18 protein-coding genes are annotated in these 14,739 nt (G+C 69.1%); 5 read left to right on the top strand and 13 right to left on the bottom strand.

What is annotated here, in order from left to right:
* Positions 1-66 precede the first annotated feature (66 nt).
* Positions 67-252: a hypothetical protein gene (locus tag FB475_RS22345; protein ID WP_141858524.1), complete on the top strand. Its 186-nt coding sequence runs from the start codon at positions 67-69 to the stop codon at positions 250-252.
* Positions 249-665, top strand: coding sequence for a type II toxin-antitoxin system VapC family toxin (locus FB475_RS22340; RefSeq protein WP_185759394.1), 417 nt, complete (start codon positions 249-251; stop codon positions 663-665). Before FB475_RS22345 ends, FB475_RS22340 begins: the two co-directional genes overlap by 4 nt.
* Here FB475_RS22340 and FB475_RS22335 read toward each other — a convergent pair.
* The 7 genes from FB475_RS22335 to FB475_RS22305 all read right to left on the bottom strand — a co-directional run bounded on the left by FB475_RS22335 (position 662) and on the right by FB475_RS22305 (position 6,881).
* Positions 662-1,381 (bottom strand): DinB family protein, encoded by a 720-nt coding sequence (locus tag FB475_RS22335; protein WP_141858523.1) that lies wholly within the window; start codon positions 1,379-1,381, stop codon positions 662-664. The genes FB475_RS22340 and FB475_RS22335 overlap by 4 nt on opposite strands.
* Positions 1,382-1,412: 31 nt before the next feature.
* Positions 1,413-1,961 carry a hypothetical protein gene (locus tag FB475_RS22330; RefSeq protein WP_141858522.1) on the bottom strand — a complete coding sequence of 183 codons (549 nt, stop codon included), beginning with the start codon at positions 1,959-1,961 and terminating at the stop codon, positions 1,413-1,415.
* 67 nt (positions 1,962-2,028) lie between these two features.
* Complete coding sequence (locus FB475_RS22325) at positions 2,029-3,330, bottom strand: DUF58 domain-containing protein (protein ID WP_141858521.1); 1,302 nt, start codon at positions 3,328-3,330, stop codon at positions 2,029-2,031.
* A gap of 40 nt (positions 3,331-3,370) precedes the next feature.
* A complete protein-coding gene (locus FB475_RS22320) occupies positions 3,371-4,360 on the bottom strand; it encodes an AAA family ATPase (RefSeq protein WP_141858520.1) in 990 nt (329 codons plus the stop codon).
* Positions 4,361-4,369: 9 nt separating this feature from the next.
* Positions 4,370-4,951 carry a hypothetical protein gene (locus FB475_RS22315; protein ID WP_238332337.1) on the bottom strand — a complete coding sequence of 194 codons (582 nt, stop codon included), beginning with the start codon at positions 4,949-4,951 and terminating at the stop codon, positions 4,370-4,372.
* Complete coding sequence (locus FB475_RS22310; protein WP_141858519.1) at positions 4,948-5,655, bottom strand: DUF4129 domain-containing protein; 708 nt, start codon at positions 5,653-5,655, stop codon at positions 4,948-4,950. Before FB475_RS22310 ends, FB475_RS22315 begins: the two co-directional genes overlap by 4 nt.
* A 17-nt stretch (positions 5,656-5,672) precedes the next feature.
* Positions 5,673-6,881, bottom strand: coding sequence for a GNAT family N-acetyltransferase (locus FB475_RS22305; RefSeq protein ID WP_141858518.1), 1,209 nt, complete (start codon positions 6,879-6,881; stop codon positions 5,673-5,675).
* Positions 6,882-6,977: 96 nt separating this feature from the next.
* On the opposite strand from FB475_RS22305, the gene FB475_RS22300 reads away from it, so the two are divergent.
* Positions 6,978-8,060, top strand: coding sequence for a CobW family GTP-binding protein (locus FB475_RS22300; protein WP_141858517.1), 1,083 nt, complete (start codon positions 6,978-6,980; stop codon positions 8,058-8,060).
* A gap of 39 nt (positions 8,061-8,099) precedes the next feature.
* Here the strand turns inward: FB475_RS22300 and FB475_RS22295 are convergent, their stop codons facing one another.
* Genes FB475_RS22295 through FB475_RS22280 form a run of 4 tightly spaced genes read right to left on the bottom strand, consistent with a single transcriptional unit; the run spans position 8,100 to position 12,338 of the window.
* The gene (locus FB475_RS22295) at positions 8,100-8,789 is read right to left on the bottom strand and encodes a maleylpyruvate isomerase N-terminal domain-containing protein (RefSeq protein WP_141858516.1); all 690 of its coding nucleotides are present in this window, start codon (positions 8,787-8,789) and stop codon (positions 8,100-8,102) included.
* 57 nt (positions 8,790-8,846) lie between these two features.
* Positions 8,847-9,623 carry an HpcH/HpaI aldolase family protein gene (locus tag FB475_RS22290; RefSeq protein ID WP_141858515.1) on the bottom strand — a complete coding sequence of 259 codons (777 nt, stop codon included), beginning with the start codon at positions 9,621-9,623 and terminating at the stop codon, positions 8,847-8,849.
* A gap of 14 nt (positions 9,624-9,637) precedes the next feature.
* Entirely contained in the window at positions 9,638-11,167 is a 1,530-nt protein-coding gene (locus FB475_RS22285) for an acyl-CoA carboxylase subunit beta (protein ID WP_141858514.1), read from the bottom strand.
* A 7-nt stretch (positions 11,168-11,174) separates the two neighbouring features.
* A complete protein-coding gene (locus FB475_RS22280; protein ID WP_141858513.1) occupies positions 11,175-12,338 on the bottom strand; it encodes an acyl-CoA dehydrogenase family protein in 1,164 nt (387 codons plus the stop codon).
* A gap of 68 nt (positions 12,339-12,406) precedes the next feature.
* Between FB475_RS22280 and FB475_RS22275 the strand changes: the two genes are divergently transcribed.
* Together FB475_RS22275 and FB475_RS22270 are read left to right on the top strand one after the other, a co-directional pair.
* Positions 12,407-12,796 (top strand): MerR family transcriptional regulator, encoded by a 390-nt coding sequence (locus FB475_RS22275; protein ID WP_238332336.1) that lies wholly within the window; start codon positions 12,407-12,409, stop codon positions 12,794-12,796.
* A gap of 3 nt (positions 12,797-12,799) precedes the next feature.
* Entirely contained in the window at positions 12,800-13,561 is a 762-nt protein-coding gene (locus FB475_RS22270) for a hypothetical protein (RefSeq protein ID WP_141858511.1), read from the top strand.
* 43 nt (positions 13,562-13,604) lie between these two features.
* Here the strand turns inward: FB475_RS22270 and FB475_RS22265 are convergent, their stop codons facing one another.
* On the bottom strand, positions 13,605-14,231 hold the full coding sequence (locus tag FB475_RS22265; protein WP_141858510.1) for a DUF6891 domain-containing protein: 627 nt from the start codon (positions 14,229-14,231) through the stop codon (positions 13,605-13,607).
* A 62-nt stretch (positions 14,232-14,293) separates the two neighbouring features.
* Positions 14,294-14,722, bottom strand: coding sequence for an SRPBCC family protein (locus FB475_RS22260; protein ID WP_141858509.1), 429 nt, complete (start codon positions 14,720-14,722; stop codon positions 14,294-14,296).
* Positions 14,723-14,739 lie beyond the last annotated feature (17 nt).

The raw sequence follows: 14,739 nt of genomic DNA, 5'->3' as shown, positions 1-14,739 counted from the left end.
GCTGCGCCGGTATGTCCGACTGCCGTGGGATACTACGACGTAGTGGTCGATCTTGGAGGTGGTGTCGTGACTGCTGACAACGCTGAACCCTCGGCGCGCCGGCACGCGACCGCGTCGGTCGACGAGCTCTTCCGGGACTCCGCGCCGGTGCGCTCCGCCGGAGATCTCGCCATGGACGGCGTGTTCGACGATGACGAGGTGCAGGAGTTCCTCACCGATCTCAGTGAGCTGCGGCGGGCCGACGTCGCGTGAACTCGCGCAAGATCATTCTCGACACCGACGTAGCTTCCCTGAGCATCAAGAACTCGCTTCCTCCGGCGCTGCTGCGCGAACTGCTCGGCGCTCAGGTCGGCATCACCTTTGTCACATTGGGCGAGCTGAGCCGCTGGGCACACCTGCGCAACTGGGGCTCCACGAAGACTGCCGGGCTCGAGGCTTGGCTCAGTACTCGACCGACCCTGCCGTACGACGAGGCAGTGGCGCGACGGTGGGGTGAGATTTCGGCGTACGCGACCAAGCGGGGACGACCGCGCCCTCAGAACGACAGCTGGATCGCGGCGTGCTGCCTGGTCTACGACCTGCCGCTGGCGACGCTCAACGTGAAGGACTTCGCAGACTTCGCCGAGTACGAGGGTCTGCGAATCGTGGGATCCGAGGAGAGCTAGTCGGCGGCCTGATTGTCGATCAGGTCGAGGTCGCGGGTGCAGAAGTTGTGGTGTTCGAAGGTTTCGTTGAGGACTGTGCGGAGGCACTGCTGCACCGAGCGGCCTCGGGCGTACGGCGGCCAGACGTCGTCGTCAGGCACCGGCGCCGGGGCTGTGAGCTGCTCGGCGGTGACCTGGTCGAGCCAACGCTCGAGCTCGGCGGCCTGTGCCTCCCGCACGCCGACGATTTCGTCGAGGTCGGGGTCGAGGGAGCGGTCGATGCCGTGTGCCCCGCGGTACGGTTCGACGTCCGGGCCGATGCCCATCGGTGTGAACAGCTCCGTCGAGCCGAGGCAGCAGCGGCGGAACCACGAGTCGTGGACGAAGACCAGGTGGCGCAACGTCTGCGCGGCCGACCACTCGTCGTTCACGCTGCGGCGCTCGATGCCGGGCGTACGGCGGATGCGCGCGATCGTGGCGGCCCATGCGGCGTGCAGCTGACGTGCTGCTTCGCGCAGGTCGGCAGGCTCCTCGGAGCGGATCAGCACCCGGACCGGATATCGCCGGTCGAGCTCGGCCTCGACGTACCCGGTGACCTCGACACCGTTCACCACCAAGTTGGTGACGAGCCCGTCGATCACCGCGTCCTGCATGACGACGCCGATCAGGCGCGCGCCGGTGAGATCGCACTCGCGGAACTCTGCACCGTGCAGATCCTCGTCCACATATCGGGTCATGCCGGCGATCCTAGGACCGACCACCGACAAGCTAGTCGCGCTTCAGTTTTTGGTCCGTGATCAGCCAGAGGGTGACGGCAGTCAGCGCTATCGCGGCGACGGTGATCAGCAGGGATCCGGGGACGTTGGCGTTCTGTACCAACGCGGCGGCGCCGGCCACCGCCGGCGCCAGGAGCAGGGCGGTTGTTCCGGGCAACCACCAGCGGCGCAGGGAGGCGGGATGGACCTGCGCGTAGGACGGGAGTTGGGCGGCGAAGGCGGCGGCCAGGTGGAGGGTGGCCAAGGCCATGGCGGTGATGGTCAGGGACCAGGTGATGGTGCCAGGGGCGCGCATCAGCCAGCCCAGGGTGACGACCAGCAGGAACAGCGTTCCGGAGACCGAGTCGGGGATGACGACGGTCGCGAGCAGGAGCGGCACGGCCAGATAGACGACCAGGTCCAGCTGATCCCAGGGCTGGATGGTCGGTACGACGATCGCGACCGTGCCGGCTACCGCGATGACGAACCGGGCCAGCAGTACGGCCCGGCTGGTCGCGCGCAGTTCCGCCAGCCATTGCGTGATCTTCTCGTCCGCGGTCATGCGGCCTCCCGGTCTGGACTGAGGAGCACAGGGAGCCCGCCGCGACGGAGTCGCGGCATCAGTACCGTCATGAGCGGATCCGGGGTGCGGCGGAGAGGCGGGCGGCGTCTCGTAGTACTTCGTCGAGTGTGCCGGAGCCTTGCCAGCGAACGGTTGGTACGCCGAGGTCGCTCAAGCGGTCCAGGTCGCGACGGCGTTCCAGCAGTCGCAGGCGCCACGCGAGCGGCCAGGAGCGGGTGTCGTGGGCATTCAGGTCCATCGTCGAGATGACGTCCGGCGGCAGCGTGTCGATCGCGATCACCGTGCAGCCGGAGTGCACCAGCGTGACGATGTAGCCGAGCATCGTCTGCCGCAGCAGCGGGCTGAGCACGAGGACCAGGCTGTCCGAGCGGATCCGGTTCCGCCGCGCCAACTGTTGCTCGTCTTGTTGGCGGCCCCCACGATCGGCATGGACCAGCGTGTCGAGGATCCGCCGCAGATGCCCTCGACCGCTGCCCGAACGCACCCCGCGGAACAGGCTGCCGGTATCGATCAGCCGGACCCGGTCGCCGTTGCGCAGGTAGTGTTCGGCGATCGCCGCGGCCGCGCGGACGGCGGTGTCGAGGCTCGACGACCGCCCGTCGATGCCTTCGCTGAGGCCGATCTCGCCGCCGGTGTCGACCAGGATCACCACCTCGGTGTCGCGGTCGGACCAGGTCGACGTGACGTGCAGCTCCTGCGTCCGCGCCGAGACCGCCCAGTTGATCCGCCGCAACCGGTCACCGGTACGGAACGGCCGGACGCCGGCCAGCTCGGTCCCCTCGCCGGGCCGTCGCGACCGGTGCAACCCCACCAGCCCAGCAGGACGCGGTACGGCGTCCACCGCCTCGAACCCTTCCCGCAGCGGCAGCGTCGTCACCGCCTGCGTGCCGACCGACGTCACCTGCACCCGGTACGCCCCGACCGCCGACGTCGCCGTCACCGTTGGCCGCTCCAACGAACGCAGGCCCCAGCGCTTGGACCGGACGCCGACCTCGAGCGTCACCTCGCCGTGCGCGACCGGTTCCGCGATCGCGGCCTGCGGCGGGTCGTACTGGAACCACGCCGTCCGCGGCAACGCCGCCACGATCAGGTCGATGTCGGGGTCGACCGATTCAGCAACAGTGAGGCGGTACGTCGTGCCCTGCCCCTCGAACAGCACGTCCGCGTCCAGCTCGGTGCGTACCTCCGGGCGTTGATGCGGCCGGAAGTACCGCCCCCAGCCCGCCAGGAACACCAACGGCAACCCGAACACCGCGGCATCCGGCCGCTGCAGCAACACGGCAGCACCGAGCAGCACCGCGGCGACGACAACCGCCCGGAGCTGCGCGTGCGTGGGTCGCCAGGTCATGGGGCCTCCCGGCCTGGACCGAGGACCGGAGGGAGCACAGTCATCTGGCGACCGCGACGGTCGGCGGGGCCGGGACCGAGCCGAGCACGGTCCGCACCACAGTCCCTCCGGTCACCTCGTGCAGCCACAGCTCGGGCCGGACCGTGATCCTGTGCGCGAGCGCCGCGACGGCGACCGCCTTCACGTCCTCCGGTACGACGTAGTCGCGCCCCTTGATGACGGCGTACGCACGCGACGTCAGCAGCAGCGCCAGCGATCCACGTGGCGACGCACCGACGAGAACCTGCGAGTCCCGACGCGTCGCGGTCGCGAGATCCACGCAGTACTGGCCGACGCTGTCGTCGACCGTCACCGTCTCGACCGCACGCTGCGCCGCGAGCAGACCGGCCGCATCCGTGACCGCCTCGACCGACTGGTCCTCGGTACGGCGGCTCATCCGCCGGCGCAGCACCTCCCACTCCTCCGCCGGGCTCGGGTACCCGAACCCGATCCGCAGCATGAACCGGTCGAGCTGTGCCTCCGGCAACGGATAGGTGCCCTCGTACTCCACCGGGTTGGCCGTCGCGAGCACATGGAACGGCACCGGCAACGGGAACGTCTGCCCCTCGACCGTGACCTGGTGTTCCTGCATCGACTCCAGCAACGCGGCCTGCGTCTTCGGTGGCGTCCGGTTGATCTCGTCCGCGAGCAGCAGCCCGGTGAAGATCGGTCCGGGCCGGAAGACGAACTCCGACTCCTTCTGGTCGTAGACGAACGCGCCGGTCACGTCCGACGGCAGCAGGTCCGGCGTGAACTGGACCCGCCGGAACTCCAGCCCGAGCGCCTGCGCGAACGACCGCGCGGCCAGCGTCTTCGCCAGCCCCGGGTAGTCCTCGAGCAGTACGTGCCCGCCGGCCAGGATGCCGGCCAGCACCAGCTCGAGCGCCTCGCTCTTCCCGACCACGGCCTGGCCGACCCGGTCCAGCACCTGCCGGCTCAGCTCGGACACCTCGCCGAGAGTCAGCTCGCCTTCAGTCGCGGCATCGGTCACAGGTATCCCTCACAGGTTCTCGATGGTGTGGATCGCGTCCTCGATCTCGCCGAGTGACGCGGTGCGTAGGTCGTCACCACTGATCAGCGCCCACTGCCGGTCGCCGACGATCGCGCGGGCCCGGTCCGGCTCGCGCACCGGGTCGATGCCGTGCTGGTGCACCAGCCGATCGCTCGCCAGCTCCAGCAGCAGCGGCCGGATCCGCCGTACGAAGGTCAAGGACCCTTCACCGGCGCGCCGCTCGCGTCCCGATTCCTGCAGCCAGGTGGCGAGGAACTGGGTCTGGGTGTCGCTGGTCTGGGTGCGGTTCCGGACCGTCCGGTCGTCGTGCCGGCCGGGCCAGCTGGTCTCCAGGACCTGCGGCACCATCAGCCGGATCGCGAGCGAGACCGCGCCGACGGCGAGCGCGGTGGCGACGAACCACAGCGGTCGCGGCTCCATCCCGGCCACCCCGAAGATCGCCACGAGCACAAGGCTCGCCAGCACGGGCAGCCCGAGATGCTGCAGCAACATCTTGTTGGGCATCCGCCGCTTCTGCTTCTCCGGCGGCGGTCCCTTCTCTTCCAGCGCAGACCAGCGGTAAGACGTCATTCGCCGGCCTCCACGGCTACCGCGAGCTCCTCGCGCAACCTGAGCAGGGCCGCGCGGGCCTCGGTGCGGGCCTGTTCGGTCGAACCGTGGGTGGAGTACCGCGCCTCGCGATACAGCTCGCCGAGCCGGATCAGTTCTGGTTCCGAGATCCCGCCGACGCCGAGCACCCGGACGGTGAACTCGGCCGGCGTCTCGGACGGATCCCGCGGTACGCCGGCCGACGCCGCCGCCTGCTCCAGCGCGACCCAGCACGCGACGACCGCGTCGGTCGCCGTACCGGTGTCGATCTGCGCGAGACCGGTGTCGACGGCCTCGGCCAGCCGCTCGGCCTTCACTCGCTCCCAGTCGTTGTCGACGGGTTCCAGCTTGGGCAGCCGGACGCGGCGGACGGTCCGGATGATCAGCAGCACGATCAGGACGACGATCGTCGCCGCGATCAGGTAGATCAGCGTCTGCCACATCGACAGCAGCCAACTCGGGGTGTCGCGCGGCTGCGGCAGCATCCGCGGCGTCGGTGTCCCCTGCGTCTGCGGCGTCTCGGTGACCACGTTCGGCGGCAGCGTCCGCGGCTGCGGGCTCAGGGTGCTCTCGCTGACCGGCCGTACCGGTCCGCTCGCCGATGCGAGGACGACGAAGCCGGCCACCACGAGCCCGACGAACAGGACGACCGCCGCCGCGAGCGCACCCCTACGCTGCGTCTGCATCTGGGCAGGTTACCCCGTCAGAAGCCTGTATCGAGGAACGGAAGCCGAGATGTGGAAAACGCTTCCGAGGTTGCGGTCAGGGCGCCTGGGGTGTGTTCGGTGACCAGGCCCGCGCGGCCGAGGCGGGCCAGGGACGGGCGGCCGAGGTAGACGGCGCCCAGATCGCGGACGTCGAGCGTGAGGTCGGCGTCGCGGGAGGTGCTTTCGCAGGAGGCGCCGTCCGTACCGCCGGACAGGTGCCAGCGGCCCGCATTCCACGGCAGGAAGTCGTCGACGATCTGGACGACGACGTCGACGTCGCGGGCATACGTCCGCCCGGCGAGCGCGCGGGCAACGTCGACCAGCCGCACCCAGAGGCCGTCCCGCGTGATCGCGCCCGGCGCCCGCGGGTCGAGCAGCAGGTCCAGCAACGGGTCGTCGGACGCGAGCATCCCGCAGCGCGTCTCGCTGAGCAGATCGGGCTCGAGCAGGTATCGCCAGAGCGCCGCATGCGCCGCGATGTCGACGGCATGCACCCGCTGTACGTCGACATACCCCTTCTCGGCGCGCTTGGTGCGGTAGTACGCGAAGCCGACGAGCTCGCCGTCCCGCTCGGCGACGACGCAGCGCAGCTTGGACGCGCTCGCGAGGTTGCTCACGACGGTCGGGCTGGTCGTGTACTGCTGCCAGCGCTCGTCGTGCTGGAACATCCCGGGCCGCTCGAGCGCGAGCCGGTTCCGCAACTCCGCGCAGCGCGGCAGGCTCTCGCGGACGTCGACGTACCGGACGCGTACGTCGTCGACACCGTCCACCGGGCGCAGCTCCCGCGACGCCTTCGGTACGACGATCTGCTGGTGATCGGAGGCCAGTCCGTACCCGAACCGCGGGTAGATCACCGGCTCGCTCGCGGTCAGCGCTGCCAGCGGCTCCCCCGCCTCGTGGACGTCGGTCAACTGCGCGCGCATCAGGTCACGCAGGATCCCGCGCCGCCGGTGCGTCGGCCGGACGCCGACCATCGTCACGCCCGCGGTCGAGACCTGCCCGCCCGGTACCGACATCCGGTGCGAGAACGTGCCGGTGTGCCCGACGAGCTGACCGTCCTCGCTCGCCACGATGCTCCGCGGCTGTTCCCAGACCGCCCGCTCGGACTCGTACTGCTCGTCGGACCACGGCGCGGAGAACGCCACGTCCAGCAACTCGAGCAGCTCTTCCCACCCGCCGGTGTACTTCCCGATCTCGATCGCCATGTCCCTTGCCTACCAGACGATCGGGGCGACGGCCTGTTCTTTTCCGGACACGCCGTACCGGTAGACTGATGAAAACCGTTTTCATATAATGTGTGCATGACCGCCCAGTCGAAGACTCCGTTGTCCTTGTTGGTCGGGCTGTCCGCGACGCTGCGGGAGCCCGTGCTGGAAGCGATGACCGACGCCACCACCGTGGTCGTGGCGGTCGATCAGGACGAGCTGCCCGGTCGCGGCGTGCTGACCTGGCGGGTGCAGGACCGGTCCGGGCCGATCGACGCGGGTGAGTTCACGGTCGGCGACGACTGTGGTGCATGCCAGCTGATCGAGTCGCTGGTGCCGTTGCTCGAGGCCCTCGTCGCGCGTGCGCACTGGGATCACGTCGTGCTCGCGGCGCCACCCGCGATGGAGGCGCGGCCGCTGGTCAGCACGCTGGTCGCGGCGCTGCCGGAGATCGTCGTCGACACGGTCACCTGCGTCGTCGACGCCGTACTGCTCGTCGAGCAACTGTCCGGCGACGAGCTGCTCGCCGAACGCGGGCTCGCGCTCGGGTTGCCGGATCGGCGCAATGTCGCGGAGCTGACGGCCCGCCAGATCGAGTACGCCGACGTGTGCGTACTCGCCAATGCGCATCGGAGTACGGCCTTGGTGCGGCTCGAGCACCTGCTGGAGCATCTGAACCCACGGACGTCGGTGGTGCGGGCGGGCGCGTCCGGCGTACCGGAGGGGCCGGTGGCACGGACCGGGCGGTTCGACTTCGACGCGGCCGAGGCGTGGGCGGGCGAACTTGCTGTGTCGAACCAGTCGGACCGCGTGCAGCCGAGTGGCGACGGCGTGACCACGGTACTGTGGCGGTCGACGCGACCGTTGCATCCGGCCCGGTTGAACGACGCGCTCGAGGACATCGTCAACGGCGTGGTCCGCAGTCGCGGCGTGGTCTGGCTGGCGAACCGTCCGACCCAACGGGTCCGCTGGGAGTCGGCCGGGTACAGCGCGTCGCTCGGCATGCTCGGCGAATGGTCCGAGACCGAGCACCTCGCCGAGTGCACGGTGGTCGCGACCGGTATGGGCCTCGACCCGGCCCGCCTGCAGGCCATCCTCGATGCCTGCCTGCTGACCGAGTCCGAACTCGCCAGCCTCAACTGGAGCGAACTGGAGGACCCCTTCGCCGGCGTCTTCTGAGCCAGTCTTCGGGGCCAGTCTTTCTAGGGGGCCAGTCTTCTAGGCCAGCAGCGGCAGCCGGCTCGCGTGCGGGCCGAGCATGTCAAGATCGGCCTCGTCGAGTGGCAGGCGGCCGGTCGCTTTCAGGATGTACGTCGTGGTGTCCCAGGCGATCACGTCCCACGCCTCGGGTCCGAACAGGCCGTCCAGCGTCCGGGCGGTGACCTGCAGCGCCTCGGGGTCCGGCTCCGGTGCATTGGGCAGACCAACGGTCATGTCCAGGTGATGAACCGTTGCCTCGAGCACCAACGTGGCGACGAAATCCTTCGCTCGCAGCACATGGCCCTGGGTCTCGACGCAACGGTCCTTGGTCGCCAGCCCGGCCGCGGCGGCGCGGGCCGCGGCCTCGGAGACCTCACGCCAGTGCTGGACGAGCTGCGCCGGTTTCCGGTAGGCCGCGGCGACGGCCGACACGAAGCTCGTACCACCCTGCGGCGGGACGTCCTTCCAGTACGTGACGAAGTCCCGGTCCGGCTCGGCCACGGCCGGGCTGGCGAACGCGATCAGCGCCCGCTCGGCGTCGTACAACAGATGCACGAGCAGCGGACCGACCGGCATGCCCGGGCAGCGCGTCTCGCGGCGGAAGTCCGCGTCGCTCAGCCCCTGCACCGTCTCGGTCAGCCGCCCGTAGGCCCGCCCCAACGTCGCCGCCAGCCCCAGCGGCAACGCGCCGCGCTCGGGTGCCTTCATCCGGACCTCCTCGGTGTGCTCTCCCCGAACTTAACCCCACAGCACACCAACGTGTTCCTAGGAGCGTGCAGTCTGCAGGTGTGCGGCCGCGATCGCCTCGAGGTGGCTGAGGTCGGAGGCGACGGTGGCGAAGGTGTAGCCCTGGTCCAGTCTCTTCTTCGCCGACTCGCCGTCGAAGGTGTGGATGCCTGCCGCGATGCCTGTCTCCTGGGCGGTCCGTGCGATCAGTTCGATCGCCTGCTCGAAAGGTTCGTCCACCTCGGGATCTCCCGGGAACCGCGCGCCGAGCGCCAGGCTGAGATCCGACGGTCCGACGTAGACGCCGTCGAGACCGGGCGTCGCACAGATCTCGGCCACGTTCTGCAGCCCGAGCGCCGTCTCGATCATCGCGAGCACGACGGTCGCCCGGTCGCTGTCCGCGGGGACCGGGCCGATCCGCAACGCGGCCCGCATCGGACCGAACGAACGCACCCCGGCCGGCGGGTACTTCGCCGCGCGCACCGCCCGCGCCACGTCCCCCGAGGTGTCGACCAGCGGAACGATCACGCCGGCCGCACCGGCGTCCAGGGCCCGCCCGATCGGCGTGGGGTCGTTCGCCTCCACCCGCACCAGCCCGACCGACGCCCGCGGCCCGATCGAGGAACCGGCGTCGATCGCGAGCAGCCCGGTCATCAACCCCTGGTACCCGATCAACCCGTGCTGTCCGTCGAGCACCACGTAGTCGTACCCCAACCGCCCGATCCGTTCAGCCGCGGCAGGCGAATCAAGCGTCACCCAATACCCGACCAGCTTCTCCCGCCCCCGGACCCGCGCGGCGAAATCGTTTGCACCCATGGCTGGGACCCTACCTACACGGGCGGGACTCCGTGGCGGCGGTGCGAGAAGGTTCGGTCCTTGGACTGCGCGGCGGCCAGCCGGGCGATCAGGTCGTTGCGGAGGTTCTCGGGTTCGACGATGGCGTCGATGACCAGGTCGGCGGCGAGGCGGAGGATGTCGATGTCGGTCTCATACTCCTCGCGCAGCTTGGAGACGTACTCGACGCGTTCGGTCTCGTCGGCGATCTCCTGGATCTTGTTGTAGTACACGGCGTTGATCGCCGCCTCCGGACCCATCACCGCGATCTTCGCCGTCGGCAGCGCGATACACGCGTCGGGCGAAAAACCCGGGCCGCACATCGCGTAGAGCCCGGCGCCGTACGCCTTCCGTACGATCACCGAGACTGTCGGGACGGTCGCCTCGGACACAGCGGTGATCATCTTCGCGCCGTGCCGGATGATCCCCGCCCGCTCGACCTCGCTGCCGATCATGAACCCCGGTACGTCGCACAGGTACACGAGCGGCACGTTGAACGCGTCGCACAGCCAGATGAACCGCGCGGCCTTGTCGGCGGAGTCGACGAACAGTACGCCGCCCTTCACCGCCGGCTGGTTCGCGACGATCCCGACCACCTGACCCGCGAGCAGCCCGAACCCGACGACCAACTCGGGCGCGTACGACGGCTTGATCTCGAAGAACGTGTCCGCGTCCAGCACCGCGTCGATCACGTCGTGGATGTCGAACCCGACGCTCTCCTCGGCCGGAACCAGGTCCCGAGTGAAGTCGCGGCCGGCGTCCGAGGCGTCGTACGACGGCGGCCGCGAACGCCACGAACCCGGCAGGTAGGAGAAGTACTGCTTGGCGAGCTCGATCGCCTCGGTGTCGTCGGACGCGAGCAGGTCGCCGCAGCCGGAGACACTGGTGTGCATCCGGGCGCCGCCCATCTCCTCCAGCGTCACCTTCTCGCCCACCACCATCTCGGCCATCCGCGGCGAGCCCAGGTACATCGAGGCGTTGCCGTCGACCATGATCACGATGTCGCAGAACGCCGGGATGTACGCACCACCGGCCGCCGACGGGCCGAACAGGCAGCAGATCTGCGGGACCTTTCCGGACAGCGCGACCTGGTTGTGGAAGATCCGCCCGGCACCGCGACGGCCCGGGAACAGTTCGACCTGGTCGGTGATGCGGGCGCCGGCCGAGTCGATCAGCCAGAAGATCGGCAGTTCGTCGCGGAGTGCCACCTCGGTGACGCGGACGATCTTCTCGACCGTCCGGGCGCCCCAGGAGCCGGCCTTCACGGTCGGGTCGTTGGCGACCAGCAGCGCGGGCCGGCCGTCGACGAGCGCGCGGCCGGTGACCACGCCGTCCGCGGGCAGGCCCGGGTTCAGCGCGTTCGCGAGCTGCGCGTCCTCGACGAAGCTGCCCTCGTCGACGAGCAGCGCGATCCGGTCGCGGACGTACAACTTGTTCTGGCTCTTGAGCTTGGCCGCTGCCTTCTCGGGTGGCGCCAGGGTTGCCTCGCGAGCGACCTTGACCTCGGTCCAGTGATCGTGGGTCATGCAGCCATCATTCCACCGGGAGCCCGAGGCTCCGGGCGATCAGCATCCGCTGTACTTCCGACGTACCCTCGCCGATCTCCAGGATCTTCGCGTCGCGGTAGAACCGGGTGACCGGGTACTCCTCCATGAAGCCGTAGCCGCCGAAGACCTGGGTCGCGATCCGGGTCGCGGTCACCGCCGACTCCGTCGCGTACAGCTTGGCGACCGCAGCGGCCTGCTTGAACTCCTGCATCGGCGCCCCGGCGTCCTTCAGCGCAGCGGCCCGGTAGACGAGCAGCTCGGCCGCGTCCGCCATCACCTTCAGGTCGGCGATCTGGAACGCGACACCCTGCTTGCGGCCGATCGGTACGCCGAACGTCTGCCGCTCACCGGCGTACTGGGTGGACAGCTCAAGGCAGGCCCGGATACATCCGAGTGCGACCGCGCTGATCGCCACCCGCCCGTCGTCGAGCGTCGCGAGGAACTGGCCGAACCCCTTGCCGCGCTGCCCCAGCAGGTTCGCCTCGGGGACGTGGCAGTTCACGAACGACAGCGGATGCGTGTCGGACGCATGCCAGCCGAGCTTGTCGTACGCCGCCTCCGCAGTGAATCCCGGCGTACCGCTCGGGACGATGATCGTGGAGATCTCCGGCTTGCCGTCCGCGCGCTCACCGGTGCGGGCGGTGACCGTGACGACGCTCGTGATGCTCGAGCCGGAGTTGGTGATGAACTGCTTCGAGCCGTTGATCACCCACTCGCCGTCGTCGAGCACCGCGCGGGTCTTGGTGGCACCGGCGTCCGACCCCGACTCCGGCTCGGTCAGCCCGAACCCGGCCAGCTTCGTGCCCGCGACCAGGTCGGGCAACCAGGTGGCCTTCTGCTCGTCGGTACCGAACGTCAGGATCGGGTTGATCCCGAGCCCGACCGCCGCCTCGAGCGTGATCCCCATCGACTGGTCGACCCGGGAGATCTCCTCGATCGCCACGCACAGGCTGGTGAAGTCGCCGCCGGCCCCGCCGTACTCCTCCGGCGCGGTCAGGCCGAACAGCCCCAGCCGCCCCATCTTCTGCACGACCTCGACCGGGAAGTAGTGCTTGCGGTCCCACTCGGCCGCATACGGCGCGATCTCCGCCTCCGCGAAGTCGCGAACGCTACGCCGGAACTCCTGGTGTTCGGCGGACAACTCGTACATACCGCACTCCCTCGTGCTTGACGCTTACGTAAACGTAAAGCACGCTGGTCAGCATGCACAATAGCCGGGTGCCCGAGACCTGGTCGATCGCCGAACTCGCCGCCGAGTACGACGTCACGCTCCGCACGATCCGCTTCTACGAGGACCGCGGCCTGCTCACCCCCGAACGCCGCGGCACGACCCGCGTCTACCACCCCCGCGACCGCATCCGCCTGGCCCTCATCCTGCGCGGCAAACGCCTCGGCTTCTCCCTCGACGAGATCGCCAGGATCGTCGACATGTACGACGCCGAACCCGGCGAGGAAGGCCAACTCGTCTACCTCCTGAACCAGATCACCCACCGCCGCCAGGAACTCGAACAACGCCGCCAAGACATCGAACAAACCCTCCAAGACCTCGCCGAAGTAGAAGCCCGCTGCCACGCAGACCTACAAGCCCTCCGCAACAGCAAGGAGTAGGACATGCCGCCCACCGTCCCCGAAGGCCTCGGCAACAGCTCCGTGCTCGGCCGCCTCTTGGAGGAGATCTCGTGGGAGGGCCCACGGGTCCGCGGCTACCGGGACGGAGGCCGAGGCCGCGAGAACGTTCTGACCGCGGAAGTTCTCGGCACGTTGTCGTACCTTCCGCGATCGGTCTTCCTGGCCGCAGTTCTGCGCAATGCCCACGGCGCCGACGAGACGCGGGAGCTCGTCGCGGCAGAAGCGGAGCAAGCGACGTTCACGCTGCTGCCCGACGAGTCACGGCTGTCTCCCAACGGAGTCGTCGTACAACCGGATGGCGTCCTGACCACCCCGAGCTGCCACGTGTTGATCGAGGCCAAAGGCCTCGGACGGTCGGCCTTCCAGCCGGAGCAGCTCGCACGGGAGTACGTGTGCGTGCTGCGGGATGCCGCCGATGCACGGCCGATGCTTCTGCTGATCACGGCGTCGCCACCACCGGTGCCGGTCAGAGGCCACGGGCGCCTCTCGCTGGAGGCAGCCGTCACGTATCACCTCGAGGACGTACTCGCGCGAACGACCGGCATCGGCGCGTCGGACGACGACCTGATCGCACGGATCCCAGCAACGATCGCCTGGACTACCTGGGACGAGCTCGGCAAGGCTGTGGAATCGGCACCGCTGGATCTGGACGGGGTACCTCCAACCGTGAGCGGAACAATCCACCGGCTCCGCGACGATCTGCTCCGGGCTCTCGCCTGGCACGGCTCCTCGATCTCGCGCTGACACTCCCGAGCTGGCCGAAGGCCGGCGACAAGGTCCCCGAAAGTCAGCTGTTCTGCCGAGCCGTAGGCAGGCGGCGTTGCCAGTTCAGGGGTCCTACCTGGATCCGCTGGTCGGAGGAACCGTTCCATGTCACCGGGAGGTCGTGGGCACGCAGTACGGCGGCCACCTGATTGCCGATCGCGGTCACGCCGTCGAGCCATTCAGGTTCGGGGATGTCGAAAGCGCCGTAGGCGAGGAACAAGTGCGCGGGATTGTCGGCGAGGCGTTCGCCGTCCTGGGAGTGGAAGAAGACGTAGCCGGTGGAGGGGCGGTCGGCCGGACGCTCGTCGTCGATCTCGGTGGATCCGCAGGTCTGGCAGCAGGTGAAGTTCATCCGCGCGACGATCCCGGCGGCGTCGAGTTCGGCGAAGGCCGCCGCGACTTTGTCGGCGTCGGTCCGCTCCGGCCAGTCTTTCTGCTCGTCCAGCCGCTGACGCCACAGCTCGTCGACAAGTTGCTCGACTTGCGGGCCGGTCAGCAGCTCCCTGCCTTCGACGTACTCCGTCGCCGCCTCGATCACCTCGGCCCGGTCCATGAACCCAGGCAGCATCCAGGCCAGAATCCGCTCCCGAATCCCGCCCAACCCATCCGGGTCCCCGGTCGCCTTCAGCAAGTCCTCATAGATCCCCACCCGCGCAGACTAGCCGTCAGAGCGACTCTTCGTTCGCCTTTCCGGGTGCTCAGCCCGGTGCTCTAGCTCTCGAGGATTTGTTTGGCTCGGTCGAGGGCGGCTACTTCGGAGTTCATGGATTGCTGGACGGGTTTGGACATCAGGAGTTTTTTCAGGCCTGACAGGTTGGCGGAGAGTTTGAAGGTGACGTCGGTGGCGTCGTCGACCGGGGTGAAGCGGTAGTCGCCGGTTGGGCGTACGGGGCCGGCGGTGACTTCGAAGGCCAGGTGGGTGTTGGGTTCGTACGCCGTTACGCGGTAGTCGGACGGGATCGCCCGGCCGGCGGGGCCTGCGATTCGTTGGTGGTACGTCGCGTCGGGGCCGATCGGGCCGTTTCGGCTGATCTCCTTCACCCCGGTGCGCCACTGCGGATCGTTCTCGCCGTCGGCGAAGAACGCGAACACGTCGGCCGCCGGACGGTTGATCCGGACGGTACGCACAGCTTCAGGCATCGTGCCCTCACAAGCCG

This window comes from Kribbella jejuensis (assembly GCF_006715085.1).
Classification (GTDB): domain Bacteria; phylum Actinomycetota; class Actinomycetes; order Propionibacteriales; family Kribbellaceae; genus Kribbella; species Kribbella jejuensis.
The sequence above is the reverse complement of the archived record's forward strand: the minus strand, read 5'-3'. Positions and strand labels throughout refer to the sequence as shown.

Excerpts from the sequence above, each read along its gene's own strand:
- FB475_RS22335 (WP_141858523.1), bottom strand. The coding sequence starts at position 1,381 with ATGACCCGATATGTGGACGAGGATCTGCACGGTGCAGAGTTCCGCGAG.
- FB475_RS22330 (WP_141858522.1), bottom strand. The coding sequence starts at position 1,961 with ATGACCGCGGACGAGAAGATCACGCAATGGCTGGCGGAACTGCGCGCG.
- FB475_RS22325 (WP_141858521.1), bottom strand. The coding sequence starts at position 3,330 with ATGACCTGGCGACCCACGCACGCGCAGCTCCGGGCGGTTGTCGTCGCC.
- FB475_RS22315 (WP_238332337.1), bottom strand. The coding sequence starts at position 4,951 with ATGACGTCTTACCGCTGGTCTGCGCTGGAAGAGAAGGGACCGCCGCCG.
- FB475_RS22310 (WP_141858519.1), bottom strand. The coding sequence starts at position 5,655 with ATGCAGACGCAGCGTAGGGGTGCGCTCGCGGCGGCGGTCGTCCTGTTC.
- FB475_RS22305 (WP_141858518.1), bottom strand. The coding sequence starts at position 6,881 with ATGGCGATCGAGATCGGGAAGTACACCGGCGGGTGGGAAGAGCTGCTC.
- FB475_RS22300 (WP_141858517.1), top strand. The coding sequence starts at position 6,978 with ATGACCGCCCAGTCGAAGACTCCGTTGTCCTTGTTGGTCGGGCTGTCC.
- FB475_RS22295 (WP_141858516.1), bottom strand. The coding sequence starts at position 8,789 with ATGAAGGCACCCGAGCGCGGCGCGTTGCCGCTGGGGCTGGCGGCGACG.
- FB475_RS22290 (WP_141858515.1), bottom strand. The coding sequence starts at position 9,623 with ATGGGTGCAAACGATTTCGCCGCGCGGGTCCGGGGGCGGGAGAAGCTG.
- FB475_RS22285 (WP_141858514.1), bottom strand. The coding sequence starts at position 11,167 with ATGACCCACGATCACTGGACCGAGGTCAAGGTCGCTCGCGAGGCAACC.
- FB475_RS22280 (WP_141858513.1), bottom strand. The coding sequence starts at position 12,338 with ATGTACGAGTTGTCCGCCGAACACCAGGAGTTCCGGCGTAGCGTTCGC.
- FB475_RS22270 (WP_141858511.1), top strand. The coding sequence starts at position 12,800 with ATGCCGCCCACCGTCCCCGAAGGCCTCGGCAACAGCTCCGTGCTCGGC.
- FB475_RS22260 (WP_141858509.1), bottom strand. The coding sequence starts at position 14,722 with ATGCCTGAAGCTGTGCGTACCGTCCGGATCAACCGTCCGGCGGCCGAC.